The organism is Corynebacterium capitovis DSM 44611 (assembly GCF_030440535.1).
GTDB lineage: Bacteria > Actinomycetota > Actinomycetes > Mycobacteriales > Mycobacteriaceae > Corynebacterium > Corynebacterium capitovis.
The window spans coordinates 843,142-868,702 of sequence record NZ_CP047117.1 but is presented as its reverse complement, the minus strand read 5'-3'; the positions used below and the strand labels follow the sequence as shown (position 1 = coordinate 868,702).

Annotated in this window: 26 protein-coding genes; 8 read left to right on the top strand and 18 right to left on the bottom strand. The window is 65.5% G+C overall.

Going from position 1 to position 25,561, the window contains the following annotated elements:
• The 12 genes from lgt to hisD form a co-directional block, all read right to left on the bottom strand.
• Positions 1-861: a prolipoprotein diacylglyceryl transferase gene (gene lgt / locus CAPI_RS04265; RefSeq protein WP_018016806.1), complete on the bottom strand. Its 861-nt coding sequence runs from the start codon at positions 859-861 to the stop codon at positions 1-3.
• Between the two features lie 19 nt (positions 862-880).
• Positions 881-1,711 (bottom strand): indole-3-glycerol phosphate synthase TrpC, encoded by an 831-nt coding sequence (locus CAPI_RS04260; RefSeq protein WP_018016805.1) that lies wholly within the window; start codon positions 1,709-1,711, stop codon positions 881-883.
• A 75-nt stretch (positions 1,712-1,786) separates the two neighbouring features.
• Positions 1,787-2,434 (bottom strand): TIGR02234 family membrane protein, encoded by a 648-nt coding sequence (locus tag CAPI_RS04255; protein ID WP_018016804.1) that lies wholly within the window; start codon positions 2,432-2,434, stop codon positions 1,787-1,789.
• Complete coding sequence (hisI, locus tag CAPI_RS04250) at positions 2,431-2,823, bottom strand: phosphoribosyl-AMP cyclohydrolase (RefSeq protein ID WP_018016803.1); 393 nt, start codon at positions 2,821-2,823, stop codon at positions 2,431-2,433. Before hisI ends, CAPI_RS04255 begins: the two co-directional genes overlap by 4 nt.
• On the bottom strand, positions 2,820-3,593 hold the full coding sequence (gene hisF, locus CAPI_RS04245) for an imidazole glycerol phosphate synthase subunit HisF (protein ID WP_018016802.1): 774 nt from the start codon (positions 3,591-3,593) through the stop codon (positions 2,820-2,822). The genes hisI and hisF overlap by 4 nt, the downstream gene beginning before the upstream one ends.
• A gap of 15 nt (positions 3,594-3,608) precedes the next feature.
• Positions 3,609-4,397 (bottom strand): inositol monophosphatase family protein, encoded by a 789-nt coding sequence (locus CAPI_RS04240; RefSeq protein ID WP_018016801.1) that lies wholly within the window; start codon positions 4,395-4,397, stop codon positions 3,609-3,611.
• Between the two features lie 27 nt (positions 4,398-4,424).
• On the bottom strand, positions 4,425-5,174 hold the full coding sequence (priA, locus tag CAPI_RS04235; RefSeq protein ID WP_018016800.1) for a bifunctional 1-(5-phosphoribosyl)-5-((5-phosphoribosylamino)methylideneamino)imidazole-4-carboxamide isomerase/phosphoribosylanthranilate isomerase PriA: 750 nt from the start codon (positions 5,172-5,174) through the stop codon (positions 4,425-4,427).
• Positions 5,175-5,183: 9 nt separating this feature from the next.
• Positions 5,184-5,831, bottom strand: coding sequence for an imidazole glycerol phosphate synthase subunit HisH (hisH, locus tag CAPI_RS04230; RefSeq protein ID WP_018016799.1), 648 nt, complete (start codon positions 5,829-5,831; stop codon positions 5,184-5,186).
• 11 nt (positions 5,832-5,842) lie between these two features.
• Positions 5,843-7,150: an MFS transporter gene (locus CAPI_RS04225; RefSeq protein WP_018016798.1), complete on the bottom strand. Its 1,308-nt coding sequence runs from the start codon at positions 7,148-7,150 to the stop codon at positions 5,843-5,845.
• Entirely contained in the window at positions 7,151-7,753 is a 603-nt protein-coding gene (gene hisB, locus CAPI_RS04220) for an imidazoleglycerol-phosphate dehydratase HisB (protein ID WP_018016797.1), read from the bottom strand.
• Positions 7,746-8,864 (bottom strand): histidinol-phosphate transaminase, encoded by a 1,119-nt coding sequence (locus CAPI_RS04215; RefSeq protein ID WP_018016796.1) that lies wholly within the window; start codon positions 8,862-8,864, stop codon positions 7,746-7,748. Before CAPI_RS04215 ends, hisB begins: the two co-directional genes overlap by 8 nt.
• 5 nt (positions 8,865-8,869) lie before the next feature.
• The gene (gene hisD / locus CAPI_RS04210) at positions 8,870-10,192 is read right to left on the bottom strand and encodes a histidinol dehydrogenase (RefSeq protein WP_018016795.1); all 1,323 of its coding nucleotides are present in this window, start codon (positions 10,190-10,192) and stop codon (positions 8,870-8,872) included.
• Between the two features lie 212 nt (positions 10,193-10,404).
• Here hisD and CAPI_RS04205 point away from each other — a divergent pair, with 212 nt between their 5' ends.
• Positions 10,405-11,463, top strand: a complete 1,059-nt coding sequence (locus CAPI_RS04205; protein ID WP_018016794.1) for a YbjN domain-containing protein — start codon at positions 10,405-10,407, stop codon at positions 11,461-11,463.
• Here the strand turns inward: CAPI_RS04205 and CAPI_RS04200 are convergent.
• Both CAPI_RS04200 and CAPI_RS04195 read right to left on the bottom strand, forming a co-directional pair.
• Entirely contained in the window at positions 11,453-11,953 is a 501-nt protein-coding gene (locus tag CAPI_RS04200; protein ID WP_018016793.1) for a hypothetical protein, read from the bottom strand. The genes CAPI_RS04205 and CAPI_RS04200 overlap by 11 nt on opposite strands.
• A 1-nt stretch (position 11,954) precedes the next feature.
• Positions 11,955-12,494, bottom strand: a complete 540-nt coding sequence (locus tag CAPI_RS04195) for a hypothetical protein (protein WP_018016792.1) — start codon at positions 12,492-12,494, stop codon at positions 11,955-11,957.
• 170 nt (positions 12,495-12,664) lie between these two features.
• On the opposite strand from CAPI_RS04195, the gene CAPI_RS04190 reads away from it, so the two are divergent.
• The 6 genes from CAPI_RS04190 (at position 12,665) to CAPI_RS04165 (ending at position 21,130) form a co-directional block, all read left to right on the top strand.
• A complete protein-coding gene (locus CAPI_RS04190) occupies positions 12,665-13,225 on the top strand; it encodes a TetR family transcriptional regulator (RefSeq protein WP_018016791.1) in 561 nt (186 codons plus the stop codon).
• Positions 13,226-13,280: 55 nt separating this feature from the next.
• Positions 13,281-15,494, top strand: coding sequence for a glycogen debranching protein GlgX (gene glgX / locus CAPI_RS04185; RefSeq protein WP_018016790.1), 2,214 nt, complete (start codon positions 13,281-13,283; stop codon positions 15,492-15,494).
• 17 nt (positions 15,495-15,511) lie between these two features.
• A complete protein-coding gene (locus CAPI_RS04180) occupies positions 15,512-16,846 on the top strand; it encodes a BRCT domain-containing protein (protein WP_018016789.1) in 1,335 nt (444 codons plus the stop codon).
• Positions 16,847-16,905: 59 nt separating this feature from the next.
• The gene (locus CAPI_RS04175) at positions 16,906-17,487 is read left to right on the top strand and encodes a hypothetical protein (protein ID WP_018016788.1); all 582 of its coding nucleotides are present in this window, start codon (positions 16,906-16,908) and stop codon (positions 17,485-17,487) included.
• A gap of 80 nt (positions 17,488-17,567) precedes the next feature.
• The gene (treY, locus tag CAPI_RS04170) at positions 17,568-20,063 is read left to right on the top strand and encodes a malto-oligosyltrehalose synthase (RefSeq protein WP_018016787.1); all 2,496 of its coding nucleotides are present in this window, start codon (positions 17,568-17,570) and stop codon (positions 20,061-20,063) included.
• A gap of 11 nt (positions 20,064-20,074) precedes the next feature.
• The gene (locus CAPI_RS04165) at positions 20,075-21,130 is read left to right on the top strand and encodes a GTP pyrophosphokinase (RefSeq protein WP_018016786.1); all 1,056 of its coding nucleotides are present in this window, start codon (positions 20,075-20,077) and stop codon (positions 21,128-21,130) included.
• 23 nt (positions 21,131-21,153) lie between these two features.
• Here the strand turns inward: CAPI_RS04165 and CAPI_RS04160 are convergent, their stop codons facing one another.
• Genes CAPI_RS04160 through CAPI_RS04150 form a run of 3 tightly spaced genes read right to left on the bottom strand, consistent with a single transcriptional unit; the run spans position 21,154 to position 22,458 of the window.
• On the bottom strand, positions 21,154-21,540 hold the full coding sequence (locus CAPI_RS04160) for an RNA-binding S4 domain-containing protein (protein ID WP_018016785.1): 387 nt from the start codon (positions 21,538-21,540) through the stop codon (positions 21,154-21,156).
• An 11-nt stretch (positions 21,541-21,551) separates the two neighbouring features.
• Entirely contained in the window at positions 21,552-21,785 is a 234-nt protein-coding gene (locus CAPI_RS04155) for a hypothetical protein (protein WP_018016784.1), read from the bottom strand.
• A 10-nt stretch (positions 21,786-21,795) separates the two neighbouring features.
• The gene (locus CAPI_RS04150; protein WP_018016783.1) at positions 21,796-22,458 is read right to left on the bottom strand and encodes an IMPACT family protein; all 663 of its coding nucleotides are present in this window, start codon (positions 22,456-22,458) and stop codon (positions 21,796-21,798) included.
• A 70-nt stretch (positions 22,459-22,528) separates the two neighbouring features.
• Here CAPI_RS04150 and treZ point away from each other — a divergent pair, with 70 nt between their 5' ends.
• A complete protein-coding gene (gene treZ / locus CAPI_RS04145; RefSeq protein WP_018016782.1) occupies positions 22,529-24,277 on the top strand; it encodes a malto-oligosyltrehalose trehalohydrolase in 1,749 nt (582 codons plus the stop codon).
• Here treZ and ilvA read toward each other — a convergent pair whose 3' ends face one another.
• On the bottom strand, positions 24,278-25,561 hold the full coding sequence (gene ilvA / locus CAPI_RS04140) for a threonine ammonia-lyase IlvA (RefSeq protein WP_018016781.1): 1,284 nt from the start codon (positions 25,559-25,561) through the stop codon (positions 24,278-24,280).

The window sequence follows — 25,561 nt, the reverse complement described above, 5'->3', positions numbered from 1 at the left end:
TTACGTTCCGTGCGCCACCGTACTACTCTCACGCCCGCGCGGCAGGCGGAGAAAAGCGACCACCGCGATGACGAAGAGGAAGGCGCTCACCCACGTGTTTACTCGGAGTCCCAAAATCAAGGTGGCCTCGTCGGAGCGCATGAGCTCAATCACGAAGCGACCGAGGGTATAACCCGCGACGTAAAGGGCGAACACTCGCCCGTGGCCGAGCGTGAAACGGCGGTCCGCCCACAGCAGAAAGACACAGACGGCGACGTTCCAGAGCAGCTCGTAGAGGAAGGTGGGGTGCACGCTGGCCACGATCTCGCCGGTGGAGTGGCCGCTCAGCGGCGCGAAGTTGCCGTTGGAGTCGACTCGGTAGTAGATGTCGAGCGCCCAGGGCACGTCGGTCGGGCGGCCGTATAACTCCTGGTTGAACCAGTTGCCTAAGCGCCCGATCCCTTGCGCCAGCACGATGCCGGGCGCGGCGGCGTCGGCAAACGGGCCAAGCGGGATGCCCTTCGCGCGGAGCAAAAGCCACACCGCCAAGGTCCCCAGGGCAATCGCTCCCCAGATTCCCAGCCCGCCTGCGGCGACGTTGAACACCTGCAACGGGTCCTTGCCTGGCCCGAAGTACTTCGCGTGGTCGGTGATGACGTGGTAGAGGCGCCCGCCCACAATCCCCGCCGGTATGGCGAGAATGAGCGCATCCCACACGACGTCGGGATCCCCACCGCGGGCGCGGTACCGGCGTTGGGTGAGCCACGCCGCGACAACGATGCCGGTGATAATGCACAGCGCGTAAGCTCTGATTGGCACGGGTCCGATGTGCCATACGCCCTGGGGCGGGGAGGGAATGTTTGCCAAAATCAACGTCTCCACGCCGACCAGTGTGCCCTACCTACCTCCGCGAGGGGCAGGCGGGGTGCTGGCCCGCGGCGGCGAGTCGGCGCGTGGCAGTTTCGATGTCGTCCCTACTCATGACGGCCTCCGCGGCGAGGACCGCGTCAGCTCCGGCTGCGGCGGCGTCGATAAGATCTCTCGCGTTGCGCACGCCGCCGAGACTGATCCTTACGACGTCTGAGGGCAAGCCCGGCGCGATCTCGGCGAAGGCGTCCCTGTTCAGATCGTTGGAGGCAAAGCTCCACGAGTTGACGCCAACCACCGTGGCCCCCGCCCGCAGAGCCCGGTCTGCTTCCTCGGGCGTGCGCACCTCGGCCATGACGACCATCCCCAGGCTTTCCGCGCGATCGAGGAGCGCCTCGAGGCGGGGCTGGTCCATGATCCCGACCTGCAGGGGGATCAAATCCGCACCATAACAGCGGGCCTCATGGATCTGGTACGGGTCGACGATGACGTCGCGGCACACCATCGGTAGGGACACCGCAGCGCGGGCGCGCGCCATGTCAGCGAGGGAACCGTCGAACCTCAGCTTCTCGGTCTGGCACGCGATGAGGTGCGCTCCTCCGCGCTCTATAGCGTCGGCGACCTCCTCCACTGTTAACCCGGATGCCGAAAAGGGCGCAGTCGGGCCGTGAACCGGGGAGGTCCGCTTGATCTCCACGATGACACCGCACCCCCCGCGCAGCAACGCGGCGCGCACGTCGCGCGTCGGCCCCATCGCCCGCGAGCGGGCCTTAATCTCCTGAAAGGGCACGTCCGCTTCTCGACGCCCCACCTCACGGAGCACACCGGCGAGGACGCCGCCCGTTGCATCGGTTGCCTGCGCCATCGCCACCCCTTCCCTCGGAGGCAAAGAATCAAGGTCTTGCGCTTAGGGTAACGGGATACCGGTGCTGCGGAGAAATCAACCCCGCGGCGGAGAGGTATCGGTGGGGTCGATATCGACGTCGAGTGCGTCCCACATGACTCGCCCTGAGTCGGGGGTCGACTCCAAGTCGCTATTGAGCCTGCTTCGCCGCACCGCATCCGTCTCATACTTGTTCAACGTGGCGGAATCTTCCCCAGGACGGCTTGCCACGAGCGCGCCGCCTCCCGCCGCCAGCAGAAAACCAACGATAGAAAGCGCGACCCAGGCGGGGTGCACGACGGCATCGGTAATCTGCGACCACCCGGCGATGGCATCCGAATTCGCCTGCGTGTCCTCGTACCCAGCGGACAAGATGGCCAGCACCCGTTGCTTGTCCGCACCATCTACGAGCAGGCGCACTGGCGATATCGCGGCCCCCAGCGCCGCGATCGCCGCGATCGCGCCTACAACGCGTCGACCAACGCGCCGCAGCACAAGGGTGGCAATCGCCGCGACGATGAGCAAAATAGACACCGCTGCAGACTCTGCCGACCAGTCGGAACCACGCAAGGTGGACACGCCACCGCCTGCACGGTCATCGAAGTAGGAGGCCGTGATCCACGGGGTACGAGTGAAGGCTGCAACCACAACGCCGCCAGCGCCCAGCAGCGCGGCGCCGATACGGGAGAAACGCCGGCTGCTCATCGGCCATCCTCTCCCAGCAACACGTTCGCATCGAAGCAGGTGAGGTCCCCAGTATGGCAGGCAGCGCCAGTTTGTTCCACCGTGACCAGCAACGTGTCGCCATCGCAATCAAGCCGAACGCCGACCACCCGCTGCGTGTGCCCGCTTGTCAAGCCCTTAACCCAGTACTCGCCCCGCGACCGGGAGAAGTACGTACCCTGCCTGGTAGAGAGCGTGTGGGCGAGGGCGTGGTCATCCATCCAGGCCATCATGAGCACCGCACCGCTGTGCGCATCCTGCACAACCGCGGGAACGAGGCCCGCGTCATTGCGCTTTAAGCGGGACGCGATCGCCGGGTCGAGGTCGAACTCCGCGGGGTCGGTCTGATGTTCAATCCGTGGTTTCGTCACCGCACGACCTCCCCCGCGGCGCGCAGCGCATATTTGACCTCAGCGACCGACACCTCGCGGAAGTGGAAAACCGATGCTGCCAGAACGGCGTCCGCCCCCGCGGCCACGGCCGGCGGGAAGTGCTCCGCGGCACCTGCCCCACCCGAGGCGATGACCGGGATGGAGACTGCTTCGCGGACGAGCCGGATCAGCTCGAGGTCAAAGCCCTCTTTGGTGCCGTCTCCATCCATGGAGTTAAGCAGGATCTCACCGACACCGAGCGCCTCGGCGGTACGGGCCCACTCACAGGCATCGATACCCGCCGACCGGGTGCCACCGTGGGTTGTGACTTCGAAACCGGATGGTTGCGGCGTCCCTCCGTGCGGCACTCGTCGGGCATCGACGGACAACACGATGCACTGCGCACCAAACGCCTCCGAAAGCTCCCGCAGCAATTCGGGACGGGCGATCGCCGCGGTGTTAACGCTGACCTTGTCCGCTCCGGCGCGGAGCAGTTCGCGCACATCGTCAGCGGTGCGCACGCCGCCGCCGACGGTGAGGGGGATGAAAACCTGCTCGGCAGTGCGACGAACAACGTCGAGCATGGTGCCTCGGCCCTGCCGGGACGCGCTGACATCGAGGAAAGTGAGTTCGTCGATACCCTCCCGGCCGTACACGCGCGCCAGCTCCACGGGGTCGCCCGCGTCGCGCAAATCGGCGAAGTTGACCCCCTTGACAACGCGCCCTTCGTCCACATCGAGGCAAGCGATGACGCGCACTGCGACACTCACGGCGACTCCTTCCCGCTACTTGAAAGCAACGGACTTCATCGTACTCAGCGCGATTTTGTGGGCCCGGCGGGACCCGGCGATCGCACCGATCGACTGCATCGTCCACGGCTCCCCGTCTGGACCCGTCACAACGGCGCCCGCGCACCGCGTCAGGCAAATTCCCGCCGAGTTGTCCCAGAGGTGGGGCGAAAAGCTCAAGGCGGCCTCGTAAATCCCCTGGGCCACGAACGCGAAGTCGACCCCGACGGAGCCGGAAATGCGGGGCCGCAAGTCGGTTTCGGCGAGCGTTGACATGATATCGAGGCGCGCGCCCGCGGGATAGCGCTCCGAATCCGGTGAGCGCACCGAACCGACGCCTACCTGCGCCCCGGGGGAGCTTTCCCCAATCGGTGGCAATGCTGTGCCGTTGAGCTCTACCGGGCCCCCCTCGATGCCGGTCAGGCACATGTTCATCAGCGGGATGTCCGTTACGGCCAGCACTGGCTGCCCGTTGCGGATCAACGAGACGAGGATGGCGCAGTTCGGGTTTCCCGACGAGTAGTTGGACGTCCCGTCAATAGGATCCACGACCCAGCAGGCCCGCGAGTTGAGATCGCCCCCCTGCTCCTCGCCGTAAACGGGGATGCCGGTCGCTTCCGTCAACCGCCGGCGCAGCAGGGTTTCAATGGCCATATCTGCCTCGGTAGCGAAGCTGCCGCCCTCCTTAAATAACGCGGGCGCCGCTCCGAGGTGGGATACGAACAGCGTGCGGGCCTCTCCGACGATCTCTTTCGCGATCTCGAGGTACTTCCCGTACGAGTCCATAACGACACCTTAGCGTCAACGCGCGCCCTATAGGTTCTTTTCGGACCTCTCTACGGCGCGCAGTGCCTCCCGCAACGTGAACCGGCCCTCGTAGAGCGCCGTGCCGATGATGGCGGAATCAATCCCCTCGCCCTCGTACTGGGACAGTTGGGAGACGTCGTCAAGCTGGGCAATCCCCCCGCTCGCGGTGACGAATGCATCAGTAGCGGCGGAGATCCCACGCAGCAGGTCGACGTTAGGCCCGGTGAGGGTTCCGTCGCGGCTGACGTCGGTAACAACGAAGCGGGCGCACCCAGCCGCATCGAAGAACTCCAGGACCTCCCAGACGTCCCCGCCGTCGGACGTCCACCCGTCGCCCTTGGTCCGCCACTGGCCGTCTTCTTCCCGCACGGCGATGTCCACGGCGATCGCGTCACCGTGCCGGCGGATCATGTCCGCCGTCCACTCCGGCTCGCGCAGAGCAGCTGTACCGATGTTGACTCGGCGAGCCCCCGTCCCCAGCGCGCGCTCCAGCGACGCGGTGTCCCGTATCCCCCCGGTGAGTTCTACGTCGATCCCGATAGTGCGGGTGATCTCCGCCATCAGCTCGTGGTTTGAGCCACGGCCAAAGGCAGCGTCAAGGTCAACGAAGTGGAGCCACTGCGCGCCCTCATCGCGCCAGCGTCGCGCCGCCTCGAGCGGGTCGCCGTAGTCCCTTTCGGTCCCGGCCTCGCCCTGGTCGAGCCGCACGGCGCGACCATTCACCACGTCAACCGCCGGAAGGAGCGTGAAAGTCATGGGGCAAGTCTAGCGAAGCCTGCGAACCCAGTTGGACAGCAGCGCGAGCCCCGCCTCCCCCGATTTTTCCGGGTGAAACTGCGTTGCCCACAGCGGGCCATTCTCAACCGCGGCGACGAACCGGCTCTGCCCGTGCACAGCCCACGACACCAGCGGTGCGGCGATGAATTCGTCTTCGTGCATGACCCAGTCTCGCACGCCGTAGGAGTGGACGAAGTAGAACCGAGTGTCGGGGTCCAGGCCCGCGAACATCGCAGAGCCCTCCGCCGCCTCCACAGTGTTCCACCCCATGTGCGGCAGAACCGGGGCATCCAGCTTGTCGACGACCCCGGGCCACTCCCCTAAGCCAGCCGTGTCCACGCCGTGTTCAACGCCGCGGTCGAACAACACCTGCAACCCCACGCACACACCCAGGACGGGCCGCGAACCGGCGAGCCTCTGACCGATGATGCGCGGGCCGCCGATGGCTCGCAGGCCGCGCATGCAGGCGTGGAAGCTGCCGACGCCGGGGACAACCAATCCGTCCGCATCCAGCGCGGTATGCGGGTCCCCGGTGACCGTCACCTGCGCGCCGACGTGCTCAAGCGCACGAGCGGCAGAGCGGATGTTTCCTGCCCCGTAGTCCAGCAGGGCGACGCGTGCACCGTGAGAGCTCATGGCCGCTTAGTTTAGCGGCCACCCCGGCGGTAAAACCGCGGGGCCTGAACGGAACGCAAACGGACCGACAGGTTGTTGACCTCGGAGACGCGGTGGCGCCCCAGCACGCGGTCGGCCACGGTGACAACCACTCCCACGGCGATAACGGCGCCGGCAATACCAAACATGGGCGCCATGGACATCCCCGCCAGCATGAGGCCGTAGATCGTCGACCCGAGACCCGTGCCCGCATCGAAAGCGATGTTCCACATCGCCGAGGCCTCGGAGGCTTTCGAGTGTGGCAGACGGTAGAACAACTGTGTGAGAGATTCGTTTTGCACCGCGCCGAACCCAGCCCCGTAAAGCAACGAGGCGGGCACAAGCCACCACACGGACGCCTCTGTGTAGAGGACCGCTGCCGTCGCAAGTATCCCGAGCGCTGCGCTGATCTGGAACGGGATCATCACCGTCCCAGGAACACCGCGCCGGTCTAGCATTGCTCCGGCGAAGTAGCGCGCGAGCATCGCCGCGAAGTTCACCACCGCCAGCAGCACACCTGCGAAGACGGCGCCGGAGGCCGGGTCCAATTCGCGCACGCCGGCAGGTAGGAAGGTGGTCACAGCTCCGTAGGCAGTAGTCACGAACGTCAGCGCGAGCATGGGCACCGCCACCAGACGCCACACTGGCACCTGGAGACCGGAACCGTGTTCTCCTTCTGCCTCGGGCTGCTGGATTGCGGGGATCCAGAGACATGCGGCCATGCCGACCGCCCCGATTACGGCGGCTAGGACATAGACCGGCCCGTAGCCCACGATCCCAGCTAGGCCCAAGCCAGCCGGAAGTGCTGCCATCTGCACCGCGCCCACAGCGACGCCAAAAATGCCGGTGGTGCGCCCGAGGAGGCGCCAGGGCACCAACTGCGCGATGGTCGCGGACTCCGCGACACTCAAAGCGCCGAACCCGATCCCCCGGATAACACCGATGCCGAGGACAAGCGGCGCGCTCATTCCCGCGATGTAACCCAGCGCGGGGAGGCTGAGCAGCACGGAGGCGACGAGGATGACGCGCCGGTAACCGTACTTCCGCAGCAACCGGGGTACGAAGACCTGCGTGGCCACCGTGGAGAACATGAACACGCCCGTCGACATTCCGGCAAGGGACTCGGAACCCCCAGCGTCGATCACGGCTGTAGGCACGACGGGGAGAAGGAGCGACCACGCGCCGAACGCCGCCGAGATAGCGACGAGCGCCGGGATCAGTCCGCGAGCTTCCCACGGGCTGGTCACGGCGTCGACTTCTTCTGCCGTGAGTTCCGCGGCTGCGCGACCCAACGCGACCATCTAGAGTGCTCCCTTGGTCGACGGGATGCCTCCAACCCGCGGGTCCTTCTCCGCGGCTGCACGCAACGCCCGAGCCACGGCTTTGAACTCCGCCTCGGTGATGTGGTGAGGGTCGCGCCCGTAGCGGACGTTGAGGTGCAGGGTGAGACGTGCGTTGAGCGCCAGCGTCTCGAAGAAGTGCCTGTTGATCACCGTGGCGTAGTGTCCGCCGATCATCTGCCACGCCATGTAGTCTGGCTCGCCGTTCATGACGAAGTAGGGGCGGCCCGAGAAGTCCACGACGGCCTCTACGAGTGTTTCGTCCATGGGCAGCAGCGAGGAGCCGAAACGCGTGATCCCCTCTTTGGCGCCCACCGCCTCCGCGAGTGCCCAGCCGAGTGTGATCGCGGTGTCCTCCACCGTGTGGTGAGCGTCAATGTGGGTGTCCCCGGAGGCCTGGATACTCAGGTCGAACGCCCCGTGGGTTCCAAACGCCGTCAGCATGTGGTCGAAGAAAGGCAGGCCAGTTGAGACGTCGACCCGCCCCGCCCCGTCCAGGTTGAGCTGCACGCAAATGTCCGATTCCGACGTCGTCCGCTGGGCGCGGCCGATCCTGTCAGTCATGTCCCACATCCTTTGCCGCCCTGAGGAAGGCGTCGTTTTCATGGTCTAACCCAATTGTCACGCGGAGGTACGACGGCACCCCCACGTCGCGGATCAGCACCCCGGCGTCCAAAAATGTTTCCCATGCCGCGTGCGAGTCGGCGAAGCGCCCGAAGAACAGGAAGTTCGATTCGCTCGGCACGACATCGTAACCCATCAACGCGAGAGCGGCCTCGACGCGCTCGCGTTCGCGCGCCAGCTTCTCGACGGTCGCGAGCGTCTCCTCCGCATGGCGCAGCGCCACACGCGCGGCCGCCTGGGATAGTACCGACAGGTGGTACGGGAGGCGGACCAGCATCACCGCCTCGACGAATGCGGGCGCGGCCACGAAATACCCCAGGCGCACCCCCGCGAAGTCGAACGCTTTGGACATCGTCCGCGAGACGACGAGCGATGACGGGTAGTCCGCAATGAGCCTGGTCGCGGACGGTGACGTAGAGAACTCGGCGTAGGCCTCGTCGACGATGACGATACCCGGCGCAACCCGCAGAATCCGCTCGATGTCGCTGAGGGGGGTGACATCCCCAGTTGGGTTGTTCGGGGTGGTGAGGAAGACGATGTCAGGTTGGTGGAGCTCGATGGCGGCCAGCGCGGCTTCGAAGTCGAGGCGGAAATCCGCTCCCCGCGGCACGCCAATGAACTCGGTCTGCGTGCCCGCGGCGAGCAGCGGGTGCATGGAGTAGCTCGGCACGAAGCCTAGCGCCGTTCGACCCGGCCCACCGAACGCCTGGAGGAGCTGCTGCAAAATCTCGTTGGAGCCGTTTGCCGCCCAGAGGTTGTCACGGCTCACCGTCACCCCGGTTTGCCGGGTCACGTACGCGGCGAGAGCCTCGCGCACCTCGACGGCGTCTCGTTCCGGGTAGCGGTTGAGCTGGGCCCCGAGGGATGAGACTTCCGTCACGAGGTCATCGATGAGAGCTTGCGACGGGGGGTACGGGTTCTCATTGGTATTGAGGGCCACGGGAACGTCGAGCTGGGGCGCCCCGTACGCGGTTTTGCCGCGGAGCTCGAAGCGCAGCGGGAGGGCGTCGAGAGGCGTGCTGCCCGCGATGGTGCCTGGTTGACATTCCATTGCTTCTACACCTCACCCCTGCGCACCTTCACGGCCTCGCCGTGTGCCGGGAGTTGCTCGGCGTTGGCGAGCGCGACGATGTGATCGGCGAGCTCGCCCAGCGCGTGCTCGTCGTACTCAATAAGGTTGACGGGACGCAAGAAGGTGTGTGTGGTGAGACCCGAGGTGAACCTTGCCGTGCCGGAGGTCGGCAAGACGTGGTTGGACCCTGCGGCGTAATCACCGAGCGGCACCGGCGAAAACGGGCCGATGAAGACGGCGCCGGCGTTACTCACGCGTGCGGCCACGGCGCGCGCGTCGCGTGTGTGAATTTCCAGGTGCTCAGGCGCGTAGGCGTCGCTGACATCGATGGCGTGCGCGATGTCGTCGACAAGCACGATGCCCGATTGCTCCCCACCGAGCGCCGAGGATGCGCGCCCTGTGTTCAGGGTCGCCCCGGCCAGGCGCGTCACCTCTGCGGCAACGCTCTCGGCGAGTTCCTGCGAGGGGGTGATGAGGACCAAGGCCGCCTGCTCATCGTGCTCGGCCTGAGAGACCAGGTCGGCAGCGACGAAGGTGGGATTGGCGGTGTCATCGGCGATGACCGCGATCTCGCTCGGACCCGCCTCGGCGTCGATCCCCACAACCCCGTTGACGACGCGCTTTGCAGCCGCCACGAAGATGTTTCCGGGACCGGTGACCATGTCCACAGGCTCGAGCTGCCCCGCATCGTCACTTGTGTCATCACCGTAGGCCATGAGCGCCACGGCCTGCGCTCCACCCACCGCCCACACTTCGTTGACACCGAGCAAGGCGCACGCGGCTAGGGTCGTCGGGTGCGGCCAGCCGTCGAACTCCGCCTGCGGTGGGGAGCACACCACCAGGGAAGAGCAACCCGCCTCCTGAGCGGGAATGACGTTCATCAGCACGCTTGACGGGTATACCGCCTTGCCCCCGGGGACGTAGAGCCCCACCCGGCGTACGGGCCTGAACACCTCCGTCACCGTCGCACCCGGCGCCAGTTCGCAGGTGTGAGGGGCAGGCTTCTGGGCGGCGTGCACGGTGCGGATCCTCTGAGCGGCCTCGTCCAACCCTGCTCGGACGGCGGGATCCAGACCTTCCAAGGCGGCGGCGATCACTCGGCCTGGGACGCGCACGGATGCTGGGCGGACCCGGTCGAAAGCCTCACCGTGGTCGAGTGCGGCCCGCGCGCCACCGTCCCGTACAGATTCGACGATGGGGGCTACCGCGCCCAGAACCGAAGTGACGTCGACTCCCCCGCGGGGCAGAACCCGGCGCAATTGAGTCGTTGTGGGGCGCTGCCCTCTCAGGTCGGTCACCGTCAGCATCTGCTACTCCCGCCGTGATCTATTTCGTCTTTTTTCTCGTCGGAGCCATTGTAGGCACCCCGTCCCGCCCGGATTGGCCCGGACTGGCCTGTATTGGCCTGGATTGGCCAGGATTGGCCAGGATTGGCCAGGATTGGCCAGGATTGGCTCAGAGGTCGGTGCCGTTGTCTAAGCTCGACGTAAGTATCGACTGCTGAGCAACGGAGGCGAGCATGGCTAAGCATCGAGCCCCGGACCACCGGGGATCAGACGCACCCGCCGAGGTCACCCTGGCTCGCGCGGCCGAAGCGTTGGAAGGGCTCGGGTTTGAACCCCTCCAACGCCCCGACAGGCTCGTGGTTTCCGCCTACGCCTACATCGCCACGGTGTGGGAGAGTTTCGATGCGCCCCTGTCCCTCGTGGTGGATTGTTCTCAGCGCATCCCCGTCGAGTTCGAGCGGGCGGGTGAGCTCGCCGCCTTCCTGAACACGTGGAACCATGACCGCATTGGGCCCGTCGCGTCGGCGCACCTCATGGACACCGGGGACTTCGAGGTCCACCTCCGCGCGTCCGTGCGCACCAAGCACGGTCTTAACGACGACCAGCTGGCCAGTGAGCTCGCGGATTGCATGGAGTACTGCGCAGCTTTTTCTGTGGAGCTGCGCAGCCGCCTTGTGCCGCCGGAGTGGGACCACCCGCTGCCGCCCCCTCTGTCCCGCGCTCAGGACGCGGAGGCTCTTCTGGGCCGCCACCCCAGCGAGCGCCACCTACCTCGCGGCGGCGAAGCGGAGGTCTTCGAAGCCCCGGATTCCTTCGCCGGCCCGAGCGGCGACCAGCGCGACATCGTCCGAGCGGTAGAACTAGCCCGGCTGGAAGAGGCGTTCGACCTGTTGGACTTTTCCTACGGGCTCACCCCCCAGGACGTCATCGCTACCGGGGTCAACGGAGTGCCTTTCGCCGCCTGCCTCGACGGGGACGCGGGACACCGCTACGCGCGAGTCACGGCTATGTGGGACGCCGATGTCCCCGCTGATCGCGGGTTCATGCCCCTGTGGTTGATGTGCAATGATTTTAACGAGCAGGCGGTGGGCGTGCGCACCTACCTGCATGAGTTCGCCGGCGACCTGCACCTGCACGCGGAATCAACTGTCCTTGCTAGCGCGGGACTGAGCGACGATCAACTCAACGCCTTTGTCGTGACGTCCCTTGTCTCCATCCTCGGCGCGGTGGACGCGATCAGCACGGAGTGCGACGGGACGTCCGTCGTTAATTGGCCCTCGTCTAGTTCTTAGCGGAGGCAGTGTCGAGCTCACCCACAACCGAAAGAAGCCAGTAGGTCAGAGCCGCCAGACAGGGCGCGGCGAGCCACCCGGTACCGGGGTAGAGGGCGGGAACGACAGACAATCTGGCGCCTTCGGAAAAAGCGGAGGGGTCCGCGGATGCCAGGTGGGCCACACCCTCACCGAAGGTGTAGGTTGCGAACGCCCCGCCGAGGGAGGTGACCATGACCCAGCCCAGCATTGCCGGGCCACGGTGAGCACGAGCGTAGGCGAGAGCCGCCACCGCAGCTCCCAAAACGGCGGTGAGGATGACAAACCAACCCAGGGACGCGAACTCGGCACTGTCCGGCGTGGCAATCTGGTCCACCTCCACGCCGTCTCCAACGACGACGCCGACGTAAGCGGGGCGGGAAAAGCCCCACACGACTCCCACGATGCTCCCCGCCAACAGAGAGGCGGCGAGGAGCCCGGCCGCCGCACCTGAACGTGTTCGTTTCCTCATCTCAGCTGCACAACTTCCAGCGGCCGTCCTCGCGCGCGAAGATCTGTGTTTGAGTCTGGGTGCCTCGGGAATTGACCGCAGTCACGGTGGCGGTCGCCCGTTCTCCGTCCACGTGCACGTTGTGAAGCGAGACTTCGGTGTGGGGTAGCTCAACGCCCTGACCAGCCCGGGCCTGCAAGCGCGCGGCTTTTTCGAGTTGTTCGAGCGTTGTCCCCGAGCGTTCCATCTCGGCCCAAATCGGATCGGCGACCTTGTGGCAGGAGTTCTCTAGCAAGACACGGGTCCAGCCGTCATAGCTTCCCGGGTTCATGGTGAGGTACACGGCACGCTGCATTTCGTCGAGGTCTGCGTCGTCCACCGGCGTGCCTGTCGTTTCTTCTCCGCTCGACTCGGCGGCGGTTTGCGGGACCGCTGTTGCGCGGATCGAGGTGAGAAGGCTTCCGTTGTCTGCCTCCCCGTCCGAGCCGCAGGCGACGGCCCCAAAGGCGAGCGCAGTGGCCGATGACGCAGCGACGGCTCGCACGGTGCGCGTTGAAACCATGAATGTAGCTCCCCTCACATGTCTCCTACGCTATCCTTCGCTGCCACCATTGGCGGCACGTCGTATGTGTGCAGGCGAGCATAACAACCGAATACTCACTCACCCGTGGGGCCTGGCTGCTAAGGCGCTGCCCAACACCTGTGAACATCGCGGGCGGTAAGGTGACCCCCATGCACCTGTCCCGCGACGTCATCGGCCGCGCAGCTCTCGGCATCCTCGATGAGTACGGTCTCGCCGACGTCACGATGCGCCGCGTCGCCACCTCCCTCTCCGTGGCCCCGGGGGCCTTGTACTGGCACATTAAGAACAAGCAGGAGCTCATCTCTCACCTCGCCGAACTCATCACCGCACCGCTTTTCGACGCCTCCCGCGCCGCCTCCACTCCCGCGGTGCTGTGCGCCGAGCTCAGGCGCGTGCTTCTCGCCCACCGTGACGGGGCCGAGGTCGTCCTCGCGGCCCTGTCGCAGACTGAATCCCCGCTCACGGGGCGGTTGACTGAATTAGTGCGGGGCTCGCTCGGGACTGCTTCGGATAACACTACAGACAGCGCTACCGCCAGAGCGGAGGCCGCGGCGGAGGGGCTTGTTTACCTCACGGTCGGGGCGGCGTACGTGCATCAGTCCTCCGCTCAGCTCGCGCAGGCCACGGGCAGTCCTGCCCCGGCAGGCGACGTCGCCTCAGTCGAGCTCGCCGTCGAGTTCCTCCTCGCGGGCTACGCGCAACACTCATAGCGTCGCACGGAATAATCGACGGAATAATCGTCGGTGTCCGATAGGATGGCGCAGCATGACAGAAGTTCACACTGAATCGGTTACGACGCCGATCACTTGGCCGGGCTCCGCCTACCCCCTCGGGTCCACCTACGACGGTGCCGGCACCAACTTCGCCCTCTTCTCCTCGGTCGCGGAGAAAGTTGAATTATGCCTCATCGACAAGGCGGGGCTCGAAACGCGCGTCCCCTTGGAAGAGGTGGACAACTTCGTTTGGCATGCGTACCTGCCTGGGGTCACTCCGGGGCAGCGCTACGGTTACCGCGTCTACGGGCCGTGGGACCCGCAATCAGGAAAGCGCTGCGACCCGAACAAGCTCCTCGTCGACCCCTACGCTCGCGCGTTCGACGGCGACTTCGACCAGCACTCCTCCCTCTTCTCCTACGACATCGACGCCTCCACGCCCGGTACCGGCCGCAACGAGGAAGACTCCCTCGGCCACACCATGCTCTCCGTGGTGATCAACCCCTTCTTCGACTGGGGAGATGACCGCAACCCGCGCATTCCGGATGAAGAAACCATCATCTACGAGTGCCACGTCAAAGGCATGACCCAGACGCACCCGGACATTCCCGAGAACCTGCGCGGCACCTACGCCGGGCTGGCCCACCCCGTCATGGTGGACTACCTCAAGGATTTGGGCGTCACGTCCGTCGAGCTACTCCCCGTGCATCAGTTCCTGCAGGACGATCGTCTGCGCGACCTGGGACTGCGCAACTACTGGGGGTATAACACCTTCGGGTTTTTCGCCCCCGAAAACAACTACGCGGCAGCGACGAAGCCGGGAGACGCCGTCGCCGAGTTCAAGGGTATGGTGCGCGCCTACCACGAAGCGGGAATCGAGATCATCCTCGACGTCGTGTACAACCACACCGCTGAAGGCAACCACATGGGTCCCACGATCGCTTTCCGCGGGATCGACAACGAGGCCTACTACCGCCTAGTCGATTCGGACAAGTTCCACTACATGGATTACACGGGCACCGGCAACTCCCTTAACGTCCGCGATCCCCACTCCCTTCAGCTCATCATGGACTCGCTGCGCTACTGGGTGACCGAGATGCACGTTGACGGTTTCCGCTTCGACCTCGCCTCTACCCTGGCGCGCGAGTTTTCCGACGTCGATAGGCTGGCGACCTTCTTCGATCTCTGCCAGCAGGACCCCGTCGTCTCCCAGGTGAAGCTCATTGCAGAGCCCTGGGATGTCGGGGAGGGGGGCTACCAAGTGGGCAACTTCCCGGCCCTGTGGAGCGAGTGGAACGGCAAGTACCGCGACACTGTGCGCGATTTCTGGCGCGGGGAGCCCTCTACTCTCGGCGAGTTCGCCTCCCGGTTGACGGGGTCGTCCGACCTGTACCAGCACAACGGTCGCCGCCCGACCGCCTCGATCAACTTCATCACGGCGCACGATGGTTTCACCCTCAACGACCTCGTCTCCTACAACGAAAAGCACAACGAAGGCAATGGCGAGGACAACCGTGACGGCGAAAGCCACAACCGTTCCTGGAATTGCGGCGTCGAGGGTCCCACGGACGACCCCGAGATCCAGCAACTGAGGGCGCAGCAGCGTCGCAACTTCCTCACTACCCTGCTCCTGTCTCAGGGCACGCCGATGATCTCCCACGGCGACGAGTTCGCGCGGACCCAAAAGGGCAACAACAACGCCTACTGCCAGGACAATGAGCTTGCCTGGATGAACTGGGATCACCTCGACATCGCCGAGGAGTTGCACGACTTCACGCGCCGGCTGATCAACATCCGCAAGAAGCACCCCGTCTTCCGCCGCCGCCGCTTCCTCCAGGGCGGCGCCCTCGGTGCCGACGTCGTCGACCGTGAGATTGCGTGGCTGGTCCCCTCCGGCAAGTTGATGAACCAGGAAGACTGGGACTTCGCTTTCGGTAAGGCGTTGATGGCCTACCTCAACGGCAGTGCGATTACGGATTCAGACCGGCGTGGGCAGCGGGTGCAGGACGACTCGTTCATCCTCATGTTCAACGCCCACTTCGAAGACATCGAGTTCACTCTTCCCGGCAAGGAGCTGGGCGCCAAATGGGAGGTGACCATCGACACAACGAAGCCGTTGGGTCACCCCGACGAGTACGAGCACATTCCTGCCGGCGGGACGAAGCTCGTGCCCGCACGTTCTACGGTGGTGCTCAAGCAAATCGAGCCACCGGAGTTTGACTCTGAATTGGAACCGGAAGCCGATCCGGAGCTCGGCGCGGAGTAAGGAAGGGAGCTACCAAGGTGATTGCAGCGCACGGCGCCACGGTATCGGTCACGGATGAATCGGTCATTGTCAGCCCGTCACCGCTGCAAGAGGCCTTGACCGGCTCCCCCGCGGGTCCCACGATCGCCCTCGCAGAGGTTTCCAACGTCGCCGTGAGCGAGGGGGACGCCTGGGAGGGCGGCTTCGTCTCCGTGGACGCGGGAGGGGTGACAACAGCAATCCGCTTTGAGCCGGGGGACCTGGAGGGCCCGGGGCACCTCGCCCACCTTATCGACGCTGCCCGGCGCGGCGAAGCCCCAAGTGTGGAAACCCCCGCCGGCCGCGCGGGAATCCCCGATTTTAGCTTCGTCGCGGTGGAGGTGGATACCGCCAACCTAGCGTGGGAGTCTGTGTGCCGCATCAGTGCCGCCAAGGTCATCGACGGTGAGATTGTGGAGCACCGCGAGTGGACATGCACACCCCCGCCGGGCAAAGCGGAATTCGACCCCGTCAACGTCGCCCGGCACGGCGTGTCCCAGGCCGACGTGGATGGATGCCCTCCCGCGGGTGAGTGCGTCGCTCACCTCGCAGAGTTCGCCGGGGACCTTCCCCTGGTCGCCCACAACGCCCAGTTCGCGGCGAGCGCCTTGTGTGGCGCGTGCATCGCGTCGACAAGCGAGGTGCCCACGCTGCGCTTCGCGTGCACTCTCGCGCTGGCGCGCGCGGCCACGTTGGACGTGAAGGATCATGCACTGCCTACTCTGGCTGCGCACTTCGGCGTCGAAGGCGCGAACCCGAATGACCGGGTGACCCTCTGCGCAGGTGTGATGGTAGAGCTAGCGCGCGCGGCCCGCTACGAAGGTGACGTCATGGGCTTCGTCCACGATGCCGGTTTCTCGCTCGGGGTCGTGGAAGCCGGTCACGTCACGCCCGTGCTACGCGACCGATCCGGGGCATCACGCGCCCTCCAAGCACGCGGTGAGTCTTCTCCCACGCCGCGTGGCAGCAACCAAACTGGGACGGGCGCTGGTGACAGCAGCCCTCGGCGCGGGCCGGCGCCGTGGCAATCAGTCGCCACGCCGGAGGACATACCCGAACCAAACCCCCAGGCGGATCCGAATTCCCCACTCTACGGTCACAACGTCACACTCACCGGCGAGTTCGGTGAGCACGACAAGGGTGAACTGTGGTCCGCTATCGCGCAACAGGGTGGCCAGGTGGGCAAAAACGTGACAAAGAAGACGACCATCTTGGTCGTTGGGGAGTGGGCGACGATAACATCAAAGGAAAAGCGTGCCCGCGAGCTCATAGACAAGGGCCAAGCCATCGACATATGGCCCGCCGAGCAGCTTTTTGCCGCTCTCGGCTCCTAACTGCCCGTGAGAGCGCCGCGTGAGGGAACCGAGCGGGCGCTCGTACAGTCCAAAGGGGTATGACGACTCTAGTCACGGCCCCGGCACCTCCCCTCGTCCCCCTCCTCGCGCGGCGCTCAGACATGACCACGGCAGCTGCAAGCCGGTGGACTGACCAACGCTTCGGATCTTCCACTGCGTTTGTCTCCCTCTCCCCCGGCTTGGTGTGTGTGCTGTCTGCGGGCGGGCGGGTGCTCACCCACCAAGACGTGGGAGGCCTTGGGCTTACTGCGCACCAGGCGTGGAACGCCGCCGCGCATTCCGTGGCATCTCGCACGCTTGGCCCCGCCGGGATGGAGATCTGGGTACGCAGTGCGGCCGCGGGCCTAGGCTCGCAGGCGCCTCGCGGGTACGAAGTCCGCGCTACAGCCCAGCCCCCCGCCCACTGGCTCTCTCACCCCCGGTTGTTTACGCTGCTGCACCGCCACTTCACGGAGGTTCTCACACCATCCGGCGACCTGACCTATCTCTCCCGTGACTGCCGGGAGCTCTACGTCTTCGATGCCTCCCCGTCGTGCGTCCACGAGAGGGTTTCTCCTTCGGGGGTGATCCGCTACTCCCTGGGGTTCCCACTCCTCACACCCAGCGGGCAGGAAAGGTAACTACTGTTACTGGGGGTGCCCGGAGCCGGGGCCGAGAGGTTTACACCCGTGTGATTGATGAGTAAACGGAGGACACTGCGATGCGACGCCCAATTACGTCGACATACCGACTGCAGCTGAGGGGTTCCCACGCGGACCCGTCGGGGCGTCAGTTCGGTTTTGCGGAAGCCGCCGAGCAGGTACCGTACCTGCGCTCTCTTGGAGTGTCTCACATCTACCTTTCACCGATTTTCACGTCGGTGAAGGAGTCGAACCACAACTACGACGTGACCAACCCGACCCTGGTCAACCCCGAGCTCGGCGGGATCGAGGGGTTGCGAACCTTGGCTGAAACCGCCCACAATGAGGGCCTCGGCCTCATCCTCGACATCGTGCCCAACCACCTTGGCGTAGAAAACCCCCTGCTCAATAGGTGGTGGTGGGACGTTCTCAAGCACGGCCAGGATTCCGAGTTCGAGATGTACTTCGATATCGACTGGCACGAAGACAACGGAGCCGGTGGGAAGCTGGGGCTCCCGGTGCTGGGCCAGGAGGGGGACGAAGACAAGTTTGAGCTCGTCCACCTAGACTACATCCCCGGGGAGGACGACAGCGGGGAGCCCTTCGACGAAGACGTGCTGAAGTATTACGACAATTACTTCCCGCTCAAACCCGGGACGTACACGAGCCTTGAGGACGACCCGCGCGCTGTCTACGAGCGTCAGACCTACCGGCTTATGTACTGGCGCGACGGCGTGATTTCCTACCGCCGCTTCTTCTCCGTCAATGGTCTTGCCGGTATTCGTCAAGAGGACCCGCTGGTGTTTGAGCAGACGCACCGGGTTCTGCGCCAGCTCATTGCGGAGGATTTGTTGGACGGCATCCGGGTCGATCACCCGGACGGGCTGGCGGATCCCTTCGATTACCTCACTCGGTTGAGGGGTCTCATCGGCGACGACCGGTGGCTTGTGGTGGAAAAGATCCTCGGGGTCAACGAGCCTTTAGATCCCCGCCTCGCCGTCGACGGCACCACCGGTTACGACGCGCTGCGCGAGCTCGACGGGGTGTTCATTGACCGCTCCGCCGAAGACACGCTGGGCATGCTTTCCCTCCAGCAGACCGGCTCGGTGTGGGATGAGGCCGCTATTTCCGCAGCCGAACTCCAGCTCAAGCGGGAGGTTGCGGACGGGGAGCTACGCGCGGAGCTGCGCCGACTGACACGTGCGATCCGCCGCGACAACTTCTCGACGGCCGGCTCCGGCGTATCGGAGGAAGAGCTCACGTCGACCGTGATGGAGCTTGTCGCCGCTATCCCTGTCTACCGCGCAGATTACATTTCCCTGTCGCGGATTACGGCGACGGTCGTGGCGGAGATGGCGCGCAAGTTTCCGTCGAGAAGCGATGCCCTCGACCTCATTTCCGCGGCCTTGCTGGCCAACGGCGAGGCGAAGACCCGTTTCGCCCAGGTGTGCGGCGCCGTGATGGCGAAGGGCGTGGAAGACACTCTGTTCTACCGTGCGAGCCGTCTCGTCGCGCTGCAGGAGGTAGGCGGCGCACCTGGGCGCTTCGGTGTCTCCCCTGCGGAGTTCCACTTGCTGCAACAGGAACGGGCGACCCTCTGGCCGCTGGCGATGACCACGCTGACGACGCACGATACGAAGCGTACCGAGGACACGCGGGCGCGACTGATCGAGATTACGGAATCCCCTGACGAGTTCTCCGAGCTCGTGCGGCACGTCAGCGCCATCGTGCCCGCCCCCGACCCGGCAACCGGTTACTTCCTCATTCAGAACATCCTCGGCGTCTGGCCCTACGACGGGGCCATCACCGACTCGTTGCGGGAGCGTTTGCACGAGTACGCAGTTAAGGCGGTGCGGGAAGCGGGGGTGAACACGACCTGGTTTGATCACGACCCCGCATACGAGGGTGCGATCAGGGATTGGATCGACGCGCTGCTCAACGGCCCAGCAACAACCGCAATGACCGACTACGCAGCCACATTGCACCGAGGTGCCGTCACCGTCTCGCTCGGCCGCAAGCTGCTGCAGTTAGCGGGCCCGGGCATTCCAGACATCTACCAAGGCGAGGAGTTTTTCAACCTCAACCTCGTCGACCCCGACAACAGGCGGTTCGTAGACTTCACCAATCGCTCGCAGACGCTGGGCCAATACCTCGACGCACCCGCTGGTGCGGAGGCGCCCTCCCTCCCGAACGAGGTGGACGCCGTGAAGCAAGCCGTTGTCCGCGAAGCTCTGGCCCTGCGGCGGGAGTTCCCCTCCGTCTTTCTCTCTGGCGAGCACCAGGCGGTGTTCGCGCAGGGTGAGGCGGAAAAGCACCTCATCGGCCTGGCCCGAGGTGACGGGGACGCGCGTGGCAATGCGGGTCTTTCGGTCATCGCTTTAGCCACACGCCTGCCTCTCAAGTTGGAACAGCGCGGCGGATGGGGCGAAACCTCCGTCACGCTGCCGGAGGGGACGTGGACAGATCGCCTGACCGGTCGCACGTGGGAAGGGACTGTCGCGGCGACGGACGTCTTCGCCGCCTTGCCGGTCGCGTTGCTTGTCAATGACCGTTTGGCAAAGGCTGCCGCGGTCTAAGGGGTTTTCACGTGCCGGAGAAGAAACGCGAAAAGAGTCACGCCAAGGTGCCCGACACCGTCATAGCGCGGCTTGGCTCGACATATTTCGCATGGCTCGATGCCCACCCCGATGCCGCGGTGACGTTCCAGCAATCGCTCGTGGAACTTCTTGGCGACGCCGGCGTGACCTACGACCGTGTCGACGTCAGGGTGAAGTCGTGGCCCTCGTTGAAAGCCAAGGCCCGCAAGCTGCAGGACGGCGTGCCTGTCTACCCGGACCCCTGGCAGGACATCCGCGACGTGATCGGTGCGCGCATCACCGTGCTCCACTCCACCGAGATTCCGGCGGTGCTCACACTGCTGGCGGATGAGTTTGAGGTGCTGCGCAGCGTCGATAAGGCCCAGGAGACGCGGGTGTCCGGCGGGTTTGGGTACGGGTCGCACCACCTCGTTTTGAAGGTGACCGGGGAATCAGAGGGACTGGATGATTACGTAGGCACCGTCTTCGAAGTGCAGGTTCGCACGGTGCTTCAGCACGCGTGGGCGGAGTTCGAACACGACATTCGCTATAAGCGCTCTCCGGGAGTTGCGCGCGCCGGAGAGAACGACGTCGACCCCCAGGTGGACCGCGCGTTCACCCTCGCCGCGGGCCTGATTGAGCTGGCGGACCAGCAGTTTGACCAGATCGCAGGTCGAACGCAATCGCAGCATGGCGTCGAGACGGATGTCACCGCCGAGCTCACGCCCGAGACGCTGCCGGGCGTGCTCACGGTCATTCTGGGCAGCCGCTTCCCCCTTTCGCGAGCGGGCGACTACCAATTCCTTCATGAGCTCCTGCGCACCCACGACATAGAGCACGTGTCACAGCTCGCTGAGCTGGCCAATCCCGCCAACATCGAAGCGGTGACAAACTCGATAAACTACGCCTTCGTGCCCGGGCAGGTACGCATTGTCGACGACCTGTTACTCAACCAATTCGGCGCCGAGCACGTTGAGCGTACGGCCGAGACCGGCAACCGGCCGCGTCTGCGCCGCGAGCGGCTGAAGAAGCGTCTCGCAACCCTGCGCGAGGGCCGCAGCAGCTAGCCAGCGCCCGGCCCGCGGCGCCGTCACCTCGCGCCCCGCAGCCGGTCGATGGCCCGCCGGTCTTTTTTCGTCGGCCGCCCCGCCCCCCTGTCTCGAACCGGCAGCGCCGCACACACATCACGCGGGGGCGACGGCGGGGACACATCGATATACATCGAACGGGCCAGGGGCGCGCCGACCCTCTTCGACGTCGTTCCCGTGACCTCAAACTCTAGGTAGCGGTGGTCCTTCCACACGCGCACCCGCTCCCCCGGCACAACCTGGGTTGCGGGCTTGACCGCCTGATCGTTGATCTTGACGTGTCCGGCGCGAACGGCCTCCGCGGCCTGGGAGCGCGTCTTGAAAATGCGTACGGCCCACAGCCAGACGTCGATACGCACGGCCGAGGCCCCGCCCTGGTTTACGGTCACGACGTGGCTGCTCAGACTTGGTCGCGGTGGCTGACGATTTTCTGCACGCGGTTGTAGTTGGTCAGACCGCCGACAACCGCCACAATGAATCCGAGTACCACAATCGTCCACGAGCCGAGCAGGAGGCCCAGGGCCACGCCTCCCACGACCCCACCGCCCGCCCAGACGACGGCGTTGCGGGAGTACTTTCGCACGGCTTGTTTACGCTGTTCAATGGGATTGAAAGGGCGTGGCTGCATTGTCATGCCACCGATTTTAACCGTGGAGGCGCCCAGGTTGGACGTCGATCCACGTGTACCCGGTATGGCGCAGACGCGACCGGCCGCGCGTGGACGCCGAAACGAGGGCGTCCACATGCTCGAGTTCATCCGGGGCAAAGGCGAGGGTGTAGCGAGCGAGCCGCCCGTAGTCCACGCCCACGACGGTGACGTTTCCCCTGCGTAGCTCGGATTCCACGCGCCCCGCCTCCTCGTGCTGGAGATCGACCTGCCCCACCGCCATCTTCGTGCGGGTCACGAGCTCAAGCTCGCCCATCGCGGCGCGGGCCGCATCCGAGTACGCGCTGACAAGTCCCCCCGTTCCCAGTTTCACGCCCCCGAAATAACGGGTGACCACGACCGCGACGTTCACCACGCCCGAACCCCTGATGATGTCGAGGATGGGGGCGCCTGCGGTGCCGGACGGCTCCCCGTCGTCGGAGGAGCGCTCGACGACCTGCCCGGGGTCGCCTGCGCGGTAGACGAAGGCGCTGCAATGGTGACGAGCGTCGGGGAACGCACCGCGGGCAGCAGCCACGAGGTCGCGCGCCTCGGGCTCGGTCTCCGCCCGCGCTGCCCAGGCGATGAAGCGGGAACGCTTCACCTCCCGCTCGGAGGTGGCGCGCTGCCCGGCGCGGGGCACCACTAAAGAATCGGCCATGTCGAGCCACAGTCTAACGCGCGCCTGCCGTGGTTGAACCCTCCGCCGGTAGTTTCATAGTGTGGGCCTTATGTCTGAATCTGCAGCCGTCCCCGCTCGCTTTGACGTCTGGGCCCCGTTGGCGGATGAAGCCCGCATTGTCGTCGACGGAGTGAGCTCCGACTTACTTCGCGACGCTACCCGCGCCGGCTGGTGGTACGCCGACCCCGCGCAGGTCACGCCCCGCGCCGGACAGCGCTACGCATATGAGATTTTCAACGGCACGCAGTGGTCCCAGCCTCTCCCCGACCCGCGCACGCGCGCCCAGCCCGACGGCGTGCACGAACCGTCTCTCGTGGTTTCCACCGACTTCGCCTGGACGGATCACCAGTGGCAGGGCCGCGAGCTTGCGGGGCAAGTCATCTACGAGCTTCACGTAGGTACCTTCAGTGCTGAAGGCACCTTCGCGGGGGTCGTCGACAAGCTGGCGTACCTTGTTGACCTCGGGGTGACCGCGATCGAGCTGATGCCCGTGCAACCGTTCGGCGGGACCCGCAACTGGGGGTACGACGGCGTGGATTGGTTCGCCGTGCACGAAGCCTACGGCGGGCCGGAGGGGCTGAAACACCTGGTGGACGCGGCGCACAACGCGGGCCTGGGCGTGATCCTCGACGTGGTGTACAACCACTTCGGCCCAGACGGGAACTACAACTCGCTGTTCGGGCCGTACCTCGCGCCGGGCCAGACGAGCTGGGGAGACGTTGTGAACTTCTCCGGTGCCGCCTCCGACGAAGTGCGCGCGTTCGTGCTGGACGCGGTGCGCCAGTGGCTCGAGGAATTCCACATCGACGGGCTGCGCCTCGATGCCGTCCACGCCTACGATGACCGGCGGGCTTACTCCATCATGGAGGACATCCGCAGCGTCGCCGACGACGTCGCCTCGCGCACGGGCATACCGCGCTCCCTCATCGCGGAGTCAGACCTGAACGACCCGCGCCTCATCGACGACGTCGACCATGGCGGATACGGGCTCAGCGCACAGTGGCTTGACGACGTCCACCACGCCCTCCACACCGTCGTCAGCGGGGAAAGGCAGGCGTACTACGTCGATTACGGCACGCTGGATATCCTCGCCGACACGCTCTCCCACGGCTACCGGTTCCGCAACACCTATTCGCAGTATCGCCGCCACAATCACGGCCGAGCCATCGAGCTCGACCGCGTGCCTCCGGCACGTTTGATTACGTACACGACGACGCACGATCAGACGGGGAACCGCGCCACCGGCGACCGGCCGTCGCAGTACCTCACCGCCGCACAGCTTGCCCTCAAGGCTGCAGTTGTGTTGTTCAGCCCGTTTACCCCAATGCTGTTCATGGGCGAGGAGTTCGCGGCGCGCACACCCTTTCCGTTCTTTTGCTCCCACACCGACGCCGAGCTCAACAGGCTCACCCGGGAGGGCCGCTTCACCGAGTTCTCGCGCCTCGGGTGGGGGCGTGACGAGGTGCCGGACCCCGCCGACCCGGCCACTTTCGACGCGGCACGGCTGGACTGGGAGTTCGACAGCGAACAAAAACGTTTGCTGGCGGCCTACCGCCGGCTCATCTCCCTGCGTGGCGAGCTCGGGCTCGCCCGGGGCGACCTGCGCGAGCTCCAGGTCGATCACGGAGCAACCTGGTTAACGATGGGCTCCGACGACGTGGTGCTTGCAGCGAATTTCTCCAACCAGCCAGCGACTGCACCTGTCGGAGGAACCCTGGTGTATTCCTTCGGCACGCCGCAGGTGGGTGATGCAGAGGTATCCCTAGGACCGTGGGACTTCGCTATCCTGCGGCGCTGATTAGCCGCCGATGATGAAGGAGTACTCCTCCGTGCCCGGCATCAGGCGCCGGCACTCCAGGGGAGAGGACTCCATCCGGTCGAGCAGCGGATCAAGGTCTCGCGCTCGGGAGAGCTCCAGCCCGACGAGGGCGACCCCCGTTTCGCGGTTGTTCTTCTTCAGGTACTCGAAGAGCACGATGTCGTCGTCGGGCCCCAGCACGTCCGTGAGGAACATGCGCAGCTGGCCCGGCTCCTGGGGGAAGCTGACGAGGAAGTAGTGCTTGAGCCCACGGTGGACGAGGGAGCGCTCCATCACCTCCGCGTAGCGCAACACGTCGTTGTTTCCCCCCGAGATGATGCACACGACCGTGCTGCCCGGCTCCAGATTGACGTTGTTCAGCGCGGCCACGGACAGGGCTCCAGCCGGCTCGGCGATAATGCCCTCGTTCTGATACAGGCCCAGCATCTCGGTGCAGACCTCCCCCTCGTCACTGGCCAGAAGGTGAATGCGGCCGAGGTTACGCTCGATGATCTCGTAGGTGAACTGGCCCGCGCGTTTGACCGCCGCGCCGTCCACAAACGGGTCGATGTGGGGCAGGGTCACGGGACCACCGTTCTCAATCGCTGCGGCCATCGAGGCGGCTCCGGCCGGCTCCACGGCGACGAGAGAGGTCCGTGGCGACATGTCCGCCACGTAAGAAGCCACACCCGCCGCAAGACCGCCACCGCCCACCGGCACGACCACGCTATCAAGGGAGCGGCCCAAGCCGGAGAGCTGGGTAAGGATCTCGGCGGCCACGGTGCCCTGGCCCGTAACGGTCGCCCTCGCATCGAAAGGCTCGATGATGCTCGCGCCGCGTTCCGTGGCATCGGCCCGGGCCGCCTCCGCCGCCTCATCGAAGGTGTTGCCGGTCACGACGAGTTCGATGTTCGCCCCGCCGTGAACGAGGATGCGATCGCGCTTCTGCTTCGGCGTCGGCTTGGGCACGAAGATCTTGCCCTGGATGCCCATCGTGCGACAGGCGTAGGCGACACCCTGCGCGTGGTTGCCGGCCGAGGCGGCGACGACGCCGGCGGCGCGTTCAGCGTCGCTAAGCGATGCGATGGCGAAGTACGCCCCTCGGATCTTGTACGAGCGGACGTCGTGGAGGTCTTCCCGCTTAAGGTATACGTCGAGTCCGTGCTGCTGCGACAAGCGGGGGCAGTACTGCAGCGGGGTGGGCGCAATCACCGAAGAAATCTGGGCCTGTGCCGCCTGGATATCGGCTGCGTGGACAGGCCGGAAACCTGAGGATGCGCTCAT

Excerpts from the sequence above, each read along its gene's own strand:
- CAPI_RS04260 (WP_018016805.1), bottom strand. The coding sequence starts at position 1,711 with ATGGCGCAGGCAACCGATGCAACGGGCGGCGTCCTCGCCGGTGTGCTC.
- CAPI_RS04255 (WP_018016804.1), bottom strand. The coding sequence starts at position 2,434 with ATGAGCAGCCGGCGTTTCTCCCGTATCGGCGCCGCGCTGCTGGGCGCT.
- CAPI_RS04240 (WP_018016801.1), bottom strand. The coding sequence starts at position 4,397 with ATGGACTCGTACGGGAAGTACCTCGAGATCGCGAAAGAGATCGTCGGA.
- priA (WP_018016800.1), bottom strand. The coding sequence starts at position 5,174 with ATGACTTTCACGCTCCTTCCGGCGGTTGACGTGGTGAATGGTCGCGCC.
- hisH (WP_018016799.1), bottom strand. The coding sequence starts at position 5,831 with ATGAGCTCTCACGGTGCACGCGTCGCCCTGCTGGACTACGGGGCAGGA.
- CAPI_RS04225 (WP_018016798.1), bottom strand. The coding sequence starts at position 7,150 with ATGGTCGCGTTGGGTCGCGCAGCCGCGGAACTCACGGCAGAAGAAGTC.
- hisB (WP_018016797.1), bottom strand. The coding sequence starts at position 7,753 with ATGACTGACAGGATCGGCCGCGCCCAGCGGACGACGTCGGAATCGGAC.
- CAPI_RS04215 (WP_018016796.1), bottom strand. The coding sequence starts at position 8,864 with ATGGAATGTCAACCAGGCACCATCGCGGGCAGCACGCCTCTCGACGCC.
- hisD (WP_018016795.1), bottom strand. The coding sequence starts at position 10,192 with ATGCTGACGGTGACCGACCTGAGAGGGCAGCGCCCCACAACGACTCAA.
- CAPI_RS04205 (WP_018016794.1), top strand. The coding sequence starts at position 10,405 with ATGGCTAAGCATCGAGCCCCGGACCACCGGGGATCAGACGCACCCGCC.
- CAPI_RS04200 (WP_018016793.1), bottom strand. The coding sequence starts at position 11,953 with ATGAGGAAACGAACACGTTCAGGTGCGGCGGCCGGGCTCCTCGCCGCC.
- CAPI_RS04195 (WP_018016792.1), bottom strand. The coding sequence starts at position 12,494 with ATGGTTTCAACGCGCACCGTGCGAGCCGTCGCTGCGTCATCGGCCACT.
- CAPI_RS04190 (WP_018016791.1), top strand. The coding sequence starts at position 12,665 with ATGCACCTGTCCCGCGACGTCATCGGCCGCGCAGCTCTCGGCATCCTC.
- glgX (WP_018016790.1), top strand. The coding sequence starts at position 13,281 with ATGACAGAAGTTCACACTGAATCGGTTACGACGCCGATCACTTGGCCG.
- CAPI_RS04175 (WP_018016788.1), top strand. The coding sequence starts at position 16,906 with ATGACGACTCTAGTCACGGCCCCGGCACCTCCCCTCGTCCCCCTCCTC.
- treY (WP_018016787.1), top strand. The coding sequence starts at position 17,568 with ATGCGACGCCCAATTACGTCGACATACCGACTGCAGCTGAGGGGTTCC.
- CAPI_RS04155 (WP_018016784.1), bottom strand. The coding sequence starts at position 21,785 with ATGACAATGCAGCCACGCCCTTTCAATCCCATTGAACAGCGTAAACAA.
- CAPI_RS04150 (WP_018016783.1), bottom strand. The coding sequence starts at position 22,458 with ATGGCCGATTCTTTAGTGGTGCCCCGCGCCGGGCAGCGCGCCACCTCC.
- treZ (WP_018016782.1), top strand. The coding sequence starts at position 22,529 with ATGTCTGAATCTGCAGCCGTCCCCGCTCGCTTTGACGTCTGGGCCCCG.
- ilvA (WP_018016781.1), bottom strand. The coding sequence starts at position 25,561 with ATGAGCGCATCCTCAGGTTTCCGGCCTGTCCACGCAGCCGATATCCAG.